Here is a 15,178-nt window from a genome sequence, read left to right as displayed (position 1 = left end):
CTTAATACAACGTCTGTGACGACTCATGCACCAACTGCGCATACAACTGGTGCCGCATCGGCGCGATCTCGCCGGACTGCACCGCTTCCAGCACCGCGCAGCCAGGTTCGTTGAGATGGTGGCAGTTGTAGAAGCGGCATTTTCCCAGGTACGGCATGAAGTCCCGGAAGGCGCGTTCCAGCATGCCTTCGCTCAGCTGGTACAGGCCGAATTCCTGGAAGCCGGGCGAATCGATGATGCTGGTTTCTTCATCCATCCGGTACAGGCGGGTGAAGGTGGTGGTGTGCTTGCCGGTGTCCAATGCCGCCGAGATTTCGCGCACGGCGATGTCGGCGTCGGGGATGATCAGGTTGATCAGCGAGGACTTGCCCATGCCGGACTGGCCGATCAGGATGGTGCTCTGGTTCTGCAGCAGCGGCATGAAGGCGGCGCGGGTCTCTTCCGGTTGCGCCTTGGCCGAGACTTCGTGCACCGGATATCCCAGCCGGGAGTAGACCTGCAGGCGCTCGCGCGTCTTCGGCAGCGCCTCTTCGATATCGGTTTTGTTCAGGATCAGGTGGGGAGCTACGCCGGCCGATTCGGCCGCCACCAGCGAGCGCGACACCAGGTCGTCCGAGAAGCTGGGTTCGGTTGCCACCACGATGAACAATTGCGTGACGTTGGCGGCCAGCAGCTTGGACTTGTACTGGTCGGAGCGGTACAGCAGCGTCTTGCGCTCGTCGATGGATTCCACCACACCCTGGTTGGGCGAGGTGCGGGCGAAACGGATGCGGTCGCCGACGGCCACATCGCTCTTCTTGCCGCGGGTGACGCATTGCAGTTTCTGTTCACCGGCCTGGACAAGATAATGCCGCCCGTGGGCGGCAATCACCAGGCCGGCTTCCAGTGCGCCGGCTGCCTGGCGCGGTGCGGCGTGGGGTTTCTTCGATGCCATCAGGACGCGGCGCGCTGGGCGAACACGGCATCTACCTTGGCGGCGCAGATGAAGTCGTTGATCGACAGTCCACCACGGCCATTGTTGACGCTGTGCGTGTCGAACTTCACGCCGCAGCGGTTGTAGCTGACGGCCAGGTCGGGGTGGTGGTCTTCGGCGTGGATCACCCAGGCGATGGCATTGACGAAGGCCAGGGTCTGGTAATAGTCCTTGAAGCCGAAGCTGCGCGCCAGCTTGCCGCCGTCGACCTTCCAGTCGGGCAGGGCGGCCAGATGGGATTGGATGGCGGCTTCATCCAGCGCGTCGGTCTGGTGGGAGCAGCGGCGTGCAGCGAGTTCGTTTGCGGTGATGCTCATGGAATTCTCCTTGGTTCCGGTTGCCGTTATCGGCAGCTGGAACATGTTCATTAGTGGGCCGAGGCGCCTTGCGCCAGGTTGAGGCGGCCAATGCGCAGCGAGGCTGGCGGGTGCGAGTCGTAGAAGGCCGAGTGCAGCGGATCGGGCGTGAGCGTCGAGGCATTGTCTTCGTAGAGCTTGACCAGCGCCGATACCAGGTCTTGCGCGTTGGTATGCTGGGCGGCGAACGCATCGGCTTCGAACTCATGCTTGCGCGACGTCAGCGACGACAACGGCGACAGCAGGAAAGTGAAAATCGGCAGCGCCAGCATGAACAGGATCAGCGCCATCGCATTGTTGCTGCCGAACAGCAGCGGGTTCACGCCCAAGCCAGTGTAGAACCACACCTGGCCCTTGAGGTAGCCCAGCAGCGCCAGGAACGCCAGCGAGATGCCGAACATCACGGTCACGCGCTTGACGATGTGCTTGAGCTTGAAGTGGCCCAGTTCATGCGCCAGTACCGCCTCGATCTCTTGCGGCGCCAGGCGTGCCAGCAGGGTGTCGAAGAAGACGATGCGCTTGCCCGAGCCGAAGCCGGAGAAATAAGCGTTGCCGTGCGCGCTGCGCTTGGAGCCGTCCATCACGAACAGGCCCTTGGAAGCAAAGCCGACACGCTGCATCAGGCCCTCGATGCGGCTGCGCAGGCTGTCGTCTTCCAGCGGAGTGAACTTGTTGAACAGCGGGGCGATGAAGCTGGGGTAGATCACCAGCATCAGCAACTGGAAAGCGCACAGTACGATCCAGGTGTAGAGCCACCACAGCGCACCGGCTTTTTCCATCAGCGTCAGCACCACCCACAGCAGCGGCAGGCCGATGACCGCGCCGATCAGCGATTGCTTGACCATGTCGCTGAAGAACAGGCCGGGCGTCATCTTGTTGAAGCCGAAACGGGCCTCAAGGCGGAACTGGCGGTAGTAATCGAAGGGCAGGTCGACCAGGCCGGAGATGATGCCGAAGGCGGCCACCAGGCCGATCTGGTACCACATGTCCGGGCCGCCGGTCCAGCCCAGGATCGTGCCGGAAAGCCATTGCAGCCCGCCCAGCAGCGTGAAGGCGATCAGTACCGCGGTGCTGATCGCCAGCGTCACCAGGCCGAACTTGGTGCGTGCCACGGTATAGTCGGCCGCCTTCTGGTGCGCCGCCAGCGGGATTTTCTCGGCGAATTCGGCCGGTACGGCAGCGCGATGCGCCAGTACGTGGCGGATATGGCGCGAGGCCAGCCAGAAGCGAACTACCAGGCTGGCGGCCAGGAAGGCGACGAACAAAACCGAAAACGTGAGTGAAGACATTCTTTCCCTGTGCGAAAATGGCGGAGGTTCAATGTCCGGCCTGCCGCTTGGGCGGCAGCGCTGTACAGCAGGACGATCAATCCATACAGCAAGCGAACGAATAAACCTGTAGATGGGCATTTGCCCATTGCATCGATAAGGAAGAATTATGTCACAAGCCGCCGACGCCAACGCTGGGCAAGCACTTGCCGCACCGGCCCGCACGAATGAGATGAACCTGGTCTGGGTGGACATGGAAATGACCGGCCTCGACCCGGACAACGACCGCATCATCGAAGTGGCGGTCGTGGTGACCGACTCCGAGCTGAATGTGCTGGGAGAAGGTCCGGTGTTGGCGATCCATCAATCCGACGAAGTGCTCAATGGCATGGATGCCTGGAACAAGGGTACCCACGGCCGCTCGGGCCTGATCGACCGCGTCAAGGCTTCAACCGTGACCGAGGCGGAAGCCGAGAAGGTGCTGGTCGAATTCCTGAAGAAATACGTGCCGGCCGGCAAGTCGCCCATGTGCGGCAACTCGATCTGCCAGGACCGCCGCTTCATGGTGCGCGGCATGCCGAAGCTGGAAGCGTTCTTCCACTACCGCAACCTGGACGTGTCGACGCTCAAGGAATTGTGCAAGCGCTGGAAGCCGGAAATTTCCACCGGTTTCAAGAAGCGCCAGATGCACACGGCCCTGGCTGACATCGTCGAGTCCATCGAAGAATTGAAGTATTACCGCGAGCACTTCATCAAGGAGTAATCCGGCCACGAGAGGCTGACCCGATTCTTGCCTTTGATGAAAAACGGCGCGCCGATTGATGTCGGCGCGCCGTTTTTTCATTGCGCGGTCTGTCCGTCCAATGTGTTCAGGCCAGGGGCTTGCTCACTCCTCGCCATCAGCGCCGCAGCACTTCTTGTATTTCTTGCCGCTGCCGCAAGGGCAGGGATCGTTGCGGCCGACCTTGGGGGCATCGCGCTGTACCTGCTCCACGGCCGACTTGCGCTTGGGCGCCCAGTAGCGCTGGATATGCGGGATGGCCGATTCGATTTCGATTGCCAGCTTGTGGGTCTTGACCGGATCGTCGATCAGCCTGGTCTCTTCCTCTTCCAGTTCTTCCGAGCCCAATAGATAGATCGGGCGCATCAGGGGCGCCAGGTCGGAGTGGAAGATCTCGTCCCATTGCTGGGCGCGCAGTTGTATGCCTTCCCAGAAACCCCAGGCCCAGGCTTCCGCATCCAGCAGCGGCTTGCCCTCATGTTCGCGCTCGCAAAACAGGGGTTCGTATTCCTTGGGCGCCACTTCGAATGTGATGGCGATTTCGTTCATGGTGCGCGCAATCAGGCTGGTGATGCGCTCGGCTTCCTTGCCGGACTTGAACTTGGGCGTATCTTCCGGACGGCTGCCCCAGACACGCGGCAGCCATTCGGCCATCAGCACTTCCTGCGGGCCGATGGTCAGCGCGGTCAGGTAGCCGTGCAGGGTGTCCATGGTCATGACGTCGTCGGCGCAGCGGTCGGACAGGAGAAAATCGTCGAGTTCGTCGAACTCTTCATCGGAAAGGGGCTGGTCGAGGTGCATGGCTTCCTTGGTGTGCGAATTACTGACAATCAGGCGGTCAGTGTAATTGCATTCGGCCAGCGGTGCGAGCATTGTCAGTTTGTTCACTGCGGCGAAGGCGTCTTTGACACACGTAGATCGCCGCCTCGCCAGTACAATAGCCGGATGAATGAATCCGCCAGCAATCTCCCCGACGCCACCTCCTTCGCTACGCTCTCGCCCGACACGGTGCTCGATGCCCTCGACAGCGTCGGCCTGTTCGGCGATGGGCGGCTACTGGCCTTGAACAGCTACGAAAACCGCGTTTACCAGGTCGGGATGGAAGAGGGGCCGCCGCTGGTGGCCAAGTTCTACCGGCCGCTGCGCTGGAGCGCCGGGCAGATCCTAGAAGAGCATGCCTTCTCGCAGCAACTGGCCGACGAGGAAATACCGGTAGTACCGGCGATGGCGCTGGAAAACGGCGCGACCCTGCATTGCCACGCGGGTTTTCGCTTCGCGGTATTCCGCCGCCACGGCGGACGCGCGCCCGAGCTGGACAATCCGGACACGCTGGAATGGATGGGGCGTTTCATCGGCCGCATCCATGCGGTCGGCATGCAGCAGCCTTACGCCGAGCGTCCGGCGCTGGATATCGCCAGCTTCGGCGAGGAGCCGCGCGACTGGCTGCTCTCCAACAATTTCATCCCGGATGAGCTCAAGGCCTCCTGGCTCAGTACCGTCGACCATGCGCTGGATGGCGTGCGCCGCTGCTTCGACCGTGCCGGCGAGGTGAGGGCACTGCGCCTGCATGGCGACTGCCACGTCGGCAATGTGCTGTGGACCGACGCCGGTCCGCATTTCGTCGACTTCGACGATAGCCGCAGCGGCCCGGCCGTGCAGGACTTGTGGATGTTGCTCTCGGGCGAGCGCGGCGACATGGTGCGCCAGTTGTCCGACCTGCTGGCCGGTTATGAAAGCTTCTGCGAATTCGAGCCGCGCGAGCTCTACCTGATCGAGGCGCTGCGTACCTTGCGCCTGATCCATTACTCGGCCTGGCTGGCGCGGCGCTGGGACGATCCGGCATTTCCGGTCGCCTTTCCATGGTTCAACACGCAACGCTACTGGCAAGACCGCATCCTGGAGCTGCGCGAGCAGATCGCGCTGATGGACGAGCCGCCGCTGTGGCCGGTTTGAATGGGCAAGAAGAGGGAAACATGAAAACACGCTGCGCCTGGGTCAACATGAACAACCCCTTGTACGTGAGCTATCACGACGAGGAATGGGGCGTGCCTTGCCACGACGAGACCCGGCTGTTCGAAATGCTCAACCTGGAAGGCGCGCAAGCGGGCCTGTCATGGGAAACCGTGCTCAACAAGCGCGCCAACTACCGCGCCGCCTTCGATCACTGGGACGCCCGCAAGATCGCCCGCTACGACGAGCGCAAGGTGGCCGAGTTGCTGGCCAATCCCGGCATCATCCGCAACCGCCTGAAGGTGGCGGCGGCCATTACCAACGCGCATAGCTATCTGCGGCTGAAAGAAGAAGTAGGCGGCCTGGACCCCTACCTGTGGGGCTTCGTTGGCGGCAAGCCGATTCGCAACAAATGGAAGGCGCACGGGGAATGCCCCGCCAAGACGCCGCTGTCGGACCAGATTTCCAAGGACCTGGCCAAACGCGGTTTCAAGTTCGTCGGCTCCACCATCATCTATGCCTACATGCAAGGCATCGGCATGGTCGACGATCATGTGGTGGGCTGCCACTGCCATGGCCGCAAGCATTGAGACAGGCGGGTATCGATACGGTATGCAGGGCAGGGATGGCAGGATGGTTTACACTCGCTGGCGGCCGGCTCCTGAGCGGCCATGAATTAGGAATCAAGATGCCGGTTCAGGCCAGAAGCCTGCCGGATTCAGTTTGGGAATAGCATGATTTTCATCAAATGGTTTGGCTGGTCGGTTCTCTGGATACTGCCCCTGTTGCTGAGGTCGGCGGTATCCGCGCTGACCCGCAAATCCATTCTCGGCGGACGCGGCGCGATCCGCGTCTGGCTCGGCACCTTGCTGCTGCTGTGCGGCAGCAGCGCCATCGAATCGCTCATCCGCGCGCAGGCCGATACCGGCGACGAAGGCGCCACCGCGGATTTGTTCGGCTTCGCCCTGATGGGCGCACTGGCAGGCAAGTTCAACAAATGGATCGCCGTGGTGTTGATGTTGGCGCTGGCGGCGCTGGGGTTGAAGTGGTTGCTGGGCGCATTCTTCGGACGCAGCAAGAAGGCCGACCGCGACGATCATCCGGAACTTGACCTGGCGCCGCCGCGGCGCGGCAGCATCGAGAGCGAACGCAACCGGCTGGCCGCGCTCCGCTATGGCGGCCCATCGGTGCAGGGCGCCGAGCGGCGGATGCCGCCGGCACGTCCTGCCAATGTGCAGCGAACGGCCGGCGCGGCCTCCGTTTCGCCTTTCGGCGCGAATGCCCGTGCTTCGGCAAACCGCCGCCCCGGTACGGCTGAGCGTGCTACCGACCCTTCCGGGCGCGAGGACTGGCAAGTGCCTTTGTCGGCACTGAACAGGAATGCTCCGCAGCGCCGCTTCACGCCGCCGCAGGAGAATCCCGCACATGGCGGAAAGTGGCCATCTCTCAAGCCCGCCGCGCAAGATGTGCGCTCGCGCCCTGAATCGGAATGGGCTGCTTTCGAAACCCTGCGCCCGACCGACGCCATGCTCGCGCGTGCCGCTGCCAGCAGCGCCATTACCGCCGCCAGTGCGGCGGCCAATGCCAGCTTGTCGCGCGCGGCCAATCCGACGCCGCCCGTGCAGCATATCCCGCCGTCGATCGTGCGCGGGGGGCAAGGCGAATCTTCCCAGCCCAGCTTGGCGCCGACCCGCAGCATCCGCATCAGCAGTGTCGGCCGCGCGGCCAGGCCTGCGCAGGAACCGGGCACGCCGGCAGAGCATGCCGATGCCATCCCCACGCGCCTGATGCGCTCGCTGCAGGAAGCAGCGGGGCAGAAAGCCGTTGCCGGCGAAGAGGCCGGTCTGATGGCGCCTGCGCTTGCACCATCGCCGCTGGTTGCCGAACCTCAGGTGCCTGAGGTTTCAGGTGGCATGGATATGGTGGATGGCGGAGCCGTTGCTTCGGCTACAGAGCCTGGCATATCGCAAGAAGAGATGCCGCAAGAAATCCCGATGGCGGCCCAGACTGCAGCCGTCGAGCCGTACACGGCGCCATGGTTTGAACCTGTACCGGAAGCGGTGGTATCGGCTCCTTCCGCTCCTGCTGAGAGGCAGGTTGAAGATCCTCGCGTCGAAGATCCTTTCATGTCGCTGTTCGACGAAGAACCGGAGCCGGTTCCTGCGTCGCAAACTCCTTCCGGTTCAGCTTTCGGTACGCCATCGTTTACGGTGCGCAGTCCCGAGCCGGCACCGGCTGTAGAGCCCGTTACCGCCTACACGGAATATGCAGCACCCGAACCGCAGGTGCAGATTCCATTGCCCGCGCTGGACTTGCTCGACGTGGTACCGGATGCCGCCATCGAAGTCGATGCCGAACAACTGGAAGAGACCGGCCGCCTGATCGAGCAGCGCCTGAAGGAGTTCAAGGTGCCGGTGGCGGTGCTGGGCGCCGAAGCGGGACCGGTGATCACGCGCTTTGAAGTCGAGCCCGCACAGGGTGTGCGCGGGGCGCAGGTGGTCAACCTGATGAAGGATCTCGCGCGCGCCCTGGGCCTCACATCCATCCGCGTGGTGGAAACCATTCCGGGCAAGACCTGCATGGGTCTCGAGCTGCCCAATGCGCGCCGGCAGATGATCAAGCTGTCCGAGATCGTGCATTCGCAGGCCTACCGCAAATCGTCTTCGCTGCTGACGCTGGCCATGGGCAAGGACATCACCGGCACGCCGGTGGTCACCGACCTGGCGCGTGCGCCGCACATGCTGGTGGCCGGCACCACCGGTTCGGGCAAGTCGGTGGCGATCAATGCCATGATCCTTTCGCTGCTGTACAAAGCTACGCCGGAAGAAGTGCGCATGATCATGATCGACCCCAAGATGCTGGAACTGTCGATCTATGAAGGCATTCCGCATTTGCTGGCGCCGGTGGTGACCGACATGCGCGAAGCCGCGCATGCGCTGAACTGGGCAGTGGATGAGATGGAGCGCCGCTACAAGAAAATGTCGAAGCTGGGCGTGCGCAATTTGGCCGGCTACAACCAGAAGATCGACGATGCCCACGCGCGCGGCGAAAAGATCCCCAACCCGTTCAGCCTGACGCCGGATGCGCCCGAACCGCTGGACAAGCTGCCCACCATCGTGATCGTCATCGACGAGCTGGCCGACCTGATGATGGTGGTCGGCAAGAAGGTGGAAGAGCTGATCGCCCGCCTGGCGCAAAAGGCGCGCGCCGCCGGCATTCACTTGATCCTGGCTACGCAGCGGCCTTCGGTGGACGTGATCACCGGCTTGATCAAGGCTAACATTCCGACCCGCGTGGCCTTCCAGGTGTCGTCCAAGATCGACTCGCGCACCGTGCTCGACCAGATGGGCGCGGAGTCGCTGCTGGGGCATGGCGACATGCTGTTCCTACCGCCCGGCTCGGGTTATCCGCAGCGCGTGCATGGCGCCTTCGTTTCCGACGAGGAGGTGCACCGCGTGGTGGAATACCTGAAGTCTTTCGGCGAGCCGCGTTATATCGAGGAAATTCTTGCGCCGCCTATCGCGGAAGATGCGGCGCAAGGGGACATGTTCGGCAGCGACATGCCCGATCCGGAATCCGATCCGCTGTATGACGAGGCGGTGGCCTTTGTGCTGAAGTCGCGCCGCGCTTCCATTTCGTCGGTGCAGCGCCAGTTCCGCATCGGCTACAACCGCGCTGCGCGGCTAGTGGAGCAGATGGAGACGGCGGGGGTGTTGTCGGCCATGTCGCGCAACGGCAGCCGGGATATCCTGGTGCCGCCGTCAGGCGGGGAAGAATAAACGTATCCCTGTAAAGAAATCAGCAAAAAAATGGCGAACCGGATTTCGGTTCGCCATTTTCATTTCATCCGTCCCGATCAGACATCCAACTGGGTCACCAGCTTGGTGTTGACATAGGCATCGATCGCCTCGGTGCCGCCTTCGGAACCGTAGCCGCTGTCCTTGATGCCGCCGAACGGCAGTTCAGGGATCGCCAGGCCCAGGTGGTTGATGGTCAGCATGCCGCTTTCCACGCGCGCCGCCAGTGCGTGCTTGGTGTGCGCCGACTTGGCAAAGGCGTAGGCTGCCAGGCCGAAGGGCAGGCGGTTGGCTTCCTCGATCACTTCATCCAGTGTGTCGAACGGGTTGATCAGCGCCAGCGGGCCGAAGGGCTCGTCGTTCATCACGCGGGCCGACAGCGGGATGTTGGTCAGCACGGTGGGCTGGAAGAAGTAGCCCTTGTCGCCGATGCGCTTGCCGCCGGTGCGCAGTTGCGCGCCTTGCGAAACGGCATCGTCGATCAGGGATTCCAGCGCCGGGATGCGGCGCTTGTTGGCCACCGGACCCATGGTGATGCCGGCTTCCATGCCGTTGCCGACCTTCAGCTGTTCGGCGTAGGTGACGAACTTGTCGACGAAAGCGTTGAAGACGTTCTTCTGCACCAGGAAGCGGGTCGGCGAGACGCACACCTGGCCGGCATTGCGGAACTTGGCGGCGGCCAGTTGCTTGGCTGCGGTGTCGATATCGGCATCGTCGAACACCATGGCCGGGGCGTGGCCGCCCAGCTCCATGGTGGCGCGCTTCATATGCAGGCCGGCCAGCGCAGCCAGTTGCTTGCCCACCGGAGTGGAGCCGGTGAAGGAAATCTTCTTGATCACCGGATGCGGGATCAGGTATTCCGAGATCTCGGCCGGCACGCCGTAGACCAGGTTGATGACGCCCGCCGGCACGCCTGCATCGGCATAGGCGCGGATCAGTTCGGCCGGGGAGGCCGGCGTCTCTTCCGGCGCCTTGACGATAATGGAGCAGCCTGCGGCCAGCGCGGTCGACAGCTTGCGCACCACCTGGTTGATCGGGAAGTTCCACGGCGTGAAGGCTGCGACGGGGCCAACCGGCTCCTTGATCACCATCTGGTAGGCGCCCGGCACGCGCGCCGGCACCAAGCGGCCGTAAGTGCGGCGGGCTTCTTCGGCGAACCAGTCGATGGTGTCGGCCGCACCCAGGGTTTCCATCTTGGCTTCCGCGACTGGCTTGCCTTGCTCCAGCGTCATGAGGCGGGCGATCTCGTCGGCGCGCTCGCGCAGGAGATTGGCGGCGCGGCGCATGATCTTCGAACGCTCGAAGGCGGAGATATTGCGCCATACGTCGAAGCCCTTCTTGGCGGCTTCCAGCGCGCGGTCAAGGTCTTCGCGGCCGGCGTGGGCGATCTTGCCGATCACTTCTTCGGTAGCCGGGTTGACGACGTCAATGGTGCGGCCGGAAACGCTGGCGGTCCATTCGCCGTTGATGAAAAGTTGTACGTCCTTATACATGTGCAATCCTCGTTCGTCAGGAGTTTCAGGGATGCCGGCGGCGGCGGTTGTAGCTTGCGCGGCGGGCGGAAATAATGGTGATGGCAACAGCTCTGGCGGTGTCTTGTCGATGGGCGGGCATGGCGCGCTGCATGTGGATCAGGCCATGCCTGCGAGGACGATAGTTATACCACGCATCGCCTTTTGCCGTTTTGATGCGCGCAGCCTGCCGGAGCGGGCCGGCGCATGTCAATGGACGTGCCGTGGGATCTCCATTTCGGCCAGGATCATTTCCACCTGCAGGCACTGTATCTTGAGTTCCTTGATGGCTTTGCGGTATTGGCGTACCGACTTCAGCGGCGGCCCGTCATCTTCGTGCCTGGCGGTGCGGATGACGCTGAGCATGATGTGCGACAGCATCATGGCCGCTTCGTCGTGGGAGCTCTTCAGTTCAGCGATGCTTGTCAGCAAGGCAAGCCGTTTGTCCATGGCGATCTCCTCTGGGTCAAGTCTGATGAGACTGCGCCGCAAGAGGGAATGTTCCGAAGCGAGGGAAGGGCGGGCATTGCCTCAGGGGAAGCCTGGCCCGATTGCCGGAGCGGGGCAAAGGCCAAAAGGATGAAGACGAAAAAAGCCCCGCCGGAGCGGGGCAAAGAGGGAACTGAGAAGACCTCAGTTTGTTGCAACAACTCGAATCAGCCCGGTCTGCGCCGGTTCGCGCCAAGGATTGCAGATCAGTACTTCCACATGATCTGTTGCAGTTCCTTGGAGTCGTTGGTTTTGGTCAGCGCCAGTTCGGCCAGGATGCGGGCCTTCTGGGCATTCTGGTCGTCGGTGACAACCCAGTCGTACTTGTCGTCAGGCTGCTCGCCGTTGCGGATCACGACACCGCTGCCGGTGCGGGTGGCGCGAATGACTTGCACACCCTTGCTGCGGACTTCCTGCAGCACAGGCACGATCTGCTCGGCCACGCTGCCGTTGCCGGTACCATCATGGATGATGGCCTTGGCGCCGGCGTTGACGAAGGCGTCATAGGCGGCGCGGCTGACGTTGCCGTAGTTGTAGGCAATGTCCACGCGCGGCAGGCTGTTGATCTTGTCGATGTCGAACTCGGTCTGGGTGGTGTGCGGACGGGCCGGCAGGCGGTAGAACGTCAGCTTGTTTTCGACCACGTAGCCCAGCGGACCGTACGGCGAACGGAAGGTCTCGACCTTGAACGAGTTGCTCTTGGTGACGTCGCGGCCGGAGTGGATTTCGTCATTCATCACCACCAGCGTGCCCTTGCCGGCAGCTTCCTTGCTGCCTGCGACCAGCACCGCGTCATACAGATTCAGTGCGCCGTCCGCGCCCAGCGCGGTACCGGGGCGCATCGAGCCGACCACGACCACCGGCTTCTCGCTCTTCAGCACCAGGTTGAGGAAGTACGCGGTCTCTTCGATGGTGTCGGTGCCGTGGGTGATCACGATGCCGTCCACATCGCTTTGCTTGAGCAGTTCGGAGACGCGCTTGCCCAGCTTCAGCAGGCGTTCGTCATTGAAGCTTTCGCTGCCGATCTGGAAAATCTGTTCGCCGCGGACATTGGCGATCTTCGACACTTCCGGTACGGCGGCGATGATTTTGTCGACCGGTACCACGGCCGATTGGTAGGCCGCAGTGTTGACGCTGGAAGCGCCGGCGCCGGCGATGGTGCCACCGGTGCCGATGACCACTACGTTGGGTTTTTTATCCTGCGCTTGCGCCGATATGCTCAAGGCGGCGAAAGCTGCGGACATGATCATGACAGCGCCGATTTGTTTGAATTTTGCCTGCTGCATTTGAAGTCTCCTGGTGACAGTTTGTAAGTCCGTTTCGCGGCTTGCTCTCGTTGTTTTGATGGCGCGTCGAAACGGCCGGTCCCACATTGATGGTGAGGAACGCAGCGATCATACGAAAGCCGAATTGCGATGTCTCATGCTTTTAAAACATGGGCGGATGCGCCAAACGCATGAGTCCCCGGATGCGATCCTGAGGCACGCCACCGCGTACGAAACGGCCCGGCTCCGGCGATGCATTGGCGAGCAAAATTCTGCGGGGGCGGAAAAGAAAAAAGCCGCCTTGAAGGCGGCCGTGGATGCGTTTTCCGGGATTGGCGGCGTCAGAAGAATTCGACGGTATCGTTGGTAGTGATACCGGAATGCAGCACGCCGGAATTGACCAGTTCTTCGTAGAAGCAGATGCGGTTGCGGCCGTTTTTCTTGGCGTGGTACAGCGACTGGTCGGCGTGGCCGAGGATGACCACGGGCGTTTCGCGCGAAATGCCGACAAAGCCGAGGCTGACCGTGACCTTGCCGACTTGCGGAAAATCGTATTCCTGCACGTTCTGGCGGAAGCGGTCGAAGATCTTGCGGGCGTCGGTCAAGGTGGTCGAGCGCAGCAGGATGACGAACTCTTCGCCGCCGAAACGGAAGATGCGGTCGTGGCTGCGGAAGGAGGCGCGCAGGATGTTGGCCATCAGGATCAGCACTTCATCGCCGTACAGGTGGCCGTAACGGTCGTTGACCTGTTTGAAGTGGTCGATGTCGACTACGGCCAGCCAATGGCCCTTGGCCTCGTCCAGGTCGTCATCATGGCGGCGGTCGTTCTTTTCCAGCGAATGCGCTTCATGCGGGGCGATGGCGAAGGCGTATTTGGTGAACTGTTCGTCGAAGGTCTTGCGGTTGAACAGGCCGGTCAAGGCATCGCGCTCGCTGTAGTCGAGCAGGCTCTGGTAATTGCAGAAAACATGGAAGATGCCATGGATGACATCCAGCATCTGCGTCTCGAAGGCTTTGGCGCTGCGAATTTCGACGCAGGAATTCATCTTCCCGTGCAGCCATACCGGCAGCCAGAGGATGTGCTCGCCGTCCTCGGTGGTTTCGAGATACTCGTTGAGATGGTTGCGGATGCAGGCCATCATCGCCGGGTAGCTGGAGAGGGGTTCCTTGGGGTCGTCGCTGGTGTGTTCGTCGATGGTGTGGACTTCACCGTCGCGGATCACCATTTTTTCCTGGACATAGTGGGTTTCGCGCATGTTGAAGATATCAAGCATGCGGATTTCCTGCACATTGGTCAGCTGGTACAACGCCGAGATGACGGAGAGCGCCAAGCGGGAGTGCTCCCGGTGGGCAGTGATCTCTACCAGATGCTTGAGCAGCGGTTTCTTCATCTCGTTATCGATGTCCTGCATGAGCCCATTGTTCTATGTATGGTCGGTACTCGGATTTGGTGCTTCGCCATTCGCGCAATGTATCGGCACTAATGCAAGAATCACGCCATGAATCAAGCAGGGAAGCGAGATGATTTTACACGCTCGAACGCGCTGGGATGAAGCAGTTTCTGCAGTTTGAAATCGAAAATATTTAATTCATTTCCACTTGGAAATTTTGTTTTCAAGTGAGTCATACTTACGGGCTTATTTGATAGTCTTTTGACTTTTGCTAATGCTTGCTGGGCATAAGGGGAAGTCTGAAAGCCGCGTCCTGGCTGTGTTTGTGATGATTTGTGAGAGTTTGTTCTCTCTCCGGCATGATGCAGGCGCAGCAAAATGCAGTGCAAAAAAAATCGCCGGTCATATGCCGGCGATTTTTTTTATATCGTTTTCAGTTTCGCACTGGTCAGGCGTAGATGATCAGTAGTGCAATGCCGATGATCAATGCGAATTTGGTGATGCGGTAGACGGTCTTGTTCCATTTCTTGAAGCGGCGGCGATACTGGCCGGCCAGCCAGACGAAGCGGAACAGTTTGTTGACGCGGCCGGTCTGGTCGCCGGTTTCATTGGGGGAAGCGGCGGCGGTCATCATGGTGCGGCCCAGGAAGCCGTTGATGGCCTCGGCCCAGCGGTAGCGCAGCGGGCGTTCGACATCGCAGAACAGGATGATACGGTTCGTCTCGGCGCCGTTTTGCGCCCAGTGGATGAAGGTCTCATCGAACACTACGCTTTGGCCGTCACGCCAGCTATAGCGCTGGCCGTCGACTTCGATGAAGCAGCGGTCGTCGTTGGGTGTGACCAGGCCCAGGTGGTAGCGCAGCGAACCGGCATAGGGGTCGCGGTGCGGATTGAGCGTGCCGCCCGGCGCCAGCTCGGCGAACATGGCTGCCTTCACGCTGGGAATGCGGCGCAGGATCTCGACGGTCTTGGGGCAGAATTTCTCGGCGGAAGGGTGGCTGGCGTTGTACCACTTCAGGTAGAAGCGCTTCCAGCCGGCCTTGAAGAAGGAGTTGAAGCCGGCATCGTCGTTTTTCTCGGCGGCCTTGATCTTGGCCAGGTTCTGCAGCGCCACGGCCTCGTCGCGGATGGTTTCCCAATTCTCATCGATGATGGCCAAATCCTTGAATTCGCGCACAGATGGATAGGGTATCGCCGGTACGCGCGAGAAGGCGTACATGAACAGGTTGATCGGCGACATGATCGACGAGTGGTCGAAGAACTGGCGCAGGAAGGGCAGCCGCACGCGTCCGCGGAAATGGATGAAAAAGATCGAAAACAGGTAAATAAAGACGATTACCCACTTCATTGCATGGTCCTCTTGATGTTGCGAGCCGCTGGGTCAATGTTGGCCAGCG

General features: G+C 61.5%; 13 protein-coding genes. 4 read left to right on the top strand and 9 right to left on the bottom strand.

Annotated elements, in window-relative coordinates:
* Position 1 precedes the first annotated feature (1 nt).
* Genes rsgA through AKL28_RS10490 form a run of 3 tightly spaced genes read right to left on the bottom strand, consistent with a single transcriptional unit; the run spans position 2 to position 2,618 of the window.
* Complete coding sequence (rsgA, locus tag AKL28_RS10500; protein ID WP_050468079.1) at positions 2-934, bottom strand: ribosome small subunit-dependent GTPase A; 933 nt, start codon at positions 932-934, stop codon at positions 2-4.
* Positions 934-1,290: a 4a-hydroxytetrahydrobiopterin dehydratase gene (locus tag AKL28_RS10495; protein ID WP_050468133.1), complete on the bottom strand. Its 357-nt coding sequence runs from the start codon at positions 1,288-1,290 to the stop codon at positions 934-936. Before AKL28_RS10495 ends, rsgA begins: the two co-directional genes overlap by 1 nt.
* Before the next feature lie 50 nt (positions 1,291-1,340).
* The gene (locus AKL28_RS10490) at positions 1,341-2,618 is read right to left on the bottom strand and encodes a M48 family metallopeptidase (protein ID WP_050468078.1); all 1,278 of its coding nucleotides are present in this window, start codon (positions 2,616-2,618) and stop codon (positions 1,341-1,343) included.
* 148 nt (positions 2,619-2,766) lie between these two features.
* On the opposite strand from AKL28_RS10490, the gene orn reads away from it, so the two are divergent.
* Positions 2,767-3,360 carry an oligoribonuclease gene (gene orn, locus AKL28_RS10485; RefSeq protein WP_050468077.1) on the top strand — a complete coding sequence of 198 codons (594 nt, stop codon included), beginning with the start codon at positions 2,767-2,769 and terminating at the stop codon, positions 3,358-3,360.
* A gap of 123 nt (positions 3,361-3,483) precedes the next feature.
* On the opposite strand, the gene AKL28_RS10480 is transcribed toward orn, so the two are convergent.
* Entirely contained in the window at positions 3,484-4,179 is a 696-nt protein-coding gene (locus AKL28_RS10480; RefSeq protein ID WP_050468132.1) for a UPF0149 family protein, read from the bottom strand.
* A gap of 144 nt (positions 4,180-4,323) precedes the next feature.
* Here AKL28_RS10480 and AKL28_RS10475 point away from each other — a divergent pair, with 144 nt between their 5' ends.
* The 3 genes from AKL28_RS10475 (at position 4,324) to AKL28_RS10465 (ending at position 9,107) form a co-directional block, all read left to right on the top strand.
* Positions 4,324-5,331 (top strand): serine/threonine protein kinase, encoded by a 1,008-nt coding sequence (locus tag AKL28_RS10475; RefSeq protein WP_050468076.1) that lies wholly within the window; start codon positions 4,324-4,326, stop codon positions 5,329-5,331.
* 20 nt (positions 5,332-5,351) lie between these two features.
* Positions 5,352-5,918, top strand: coding sequence for a DNA-3-methyladenine glycosylase I (locus tag AKL28_RS10470; RefSeq protein ID WP_050468075.1), 567 nt, complete (start codon positions 5,352-5,354; stop codon positions 5,916-5,918).
* Positions 5,919-6,062: 144 nt separating this feature from the next.
* Positions 6,063-9,107: an FtsK/SpoIIIE family DNA translocase gene (locus tag AKL28_RS10465; protein ID WP_050468074.1), complete on the top strand. Its 3,045-nt coding sequence runs from the start codon at positions 6,063-6,065 to the stop codon at positions 9,105-9,107.
* Positions 9,108-9,184: 77 nt separating this feature from the next.
* Here AKL28_RS10465 and AKL28_RS10460 read toward each other — a convergent pair whose 3' ends face one another.
* The 5 genes from AKL28_RS10460 to lpxO all read right to left on the bottom strand — a co-directional run bounded on the left by AKL28_RS10460 (position 9,185) and on the right by lpxO (position 15,129).
* Entirely contained in the window at positions 9,185-10,618 is a 1,434-nt protein-coding gene (locus AKL28_RS10460) for an NAD-dependent succinate-semialdehyde dehydrogenase (protein WP_050468073.1), read from the bottom strand.
* A gap of 228 nt (positions 10,619-10,846) precedes the next feature.
* Entirely contained in the window at positions 10,847-11,086 is a 240-nt protein-coding gene (locus tag AKL28_RS10455) for a hypothetical protein (RefSeq protein WP_050468072.1), read from the bottom strand.
* A gap of 245 nt (positions 11,087-11,331) precedes the next feature.
* The gene (locus tag AKL28_RS10450) at positions 11,332-12,411 is read right to left on the bottom strand and encodes an asparaginase (protein ID WP_050468071.1); all 1,080 of its coding nucleotides are present in this window, start codon (positions 12,409-12,411) and stop codon (positions 11,332-11,334) included.
* A gap of 320 nt (positions 12,412-12,731) precedes the next feature.
* Positions 12,732-13,802 carry a GGDEF domain-containing protein gene (locus AKL28_RS10445; RefSeq protein WP_174525362.1) on the bottom strand — a complete coding sequence of 357 codons (1,071 nt, stop codon included), beginning with the start codon at positions 13,800-13,802 and terminating at the stop codon, positions 12,732-12,734.
* Between the two features lie 427 nt (positions 13,803-14,229).
* Positions 14,230-15,129 carry a lipid A hydroxylase LpxO gene (gene lpxO / locus AKL28_RS10440; protein WP_050468070.1) on the bottom strand — a complete coding sequence of 300 codons (900 nt, stop codon included), beginning with the start codon at positions 15,127-15,129 and terminating at the stop codon, positions 14,230-14,232.
* Positions 15,130-15,178 lie beyond the last annotated feature (49 nt).

This window comes from Herbaspirillum chlorophenolicum (assembly GCF_001189955.1).
GTDB classification, from domain to species: Bacteria; Pseudomonadota; Gammaproteobacteria; order Burkholderiales; family Burkholderiaceae_D; genus Herbaspirillum; species Herbaspirillum chlorophenolicum.
Note: the sequence above shows the minus strand (reverse complement) of the source record. Positions and strands in the feature narration are given on the sequence as shown.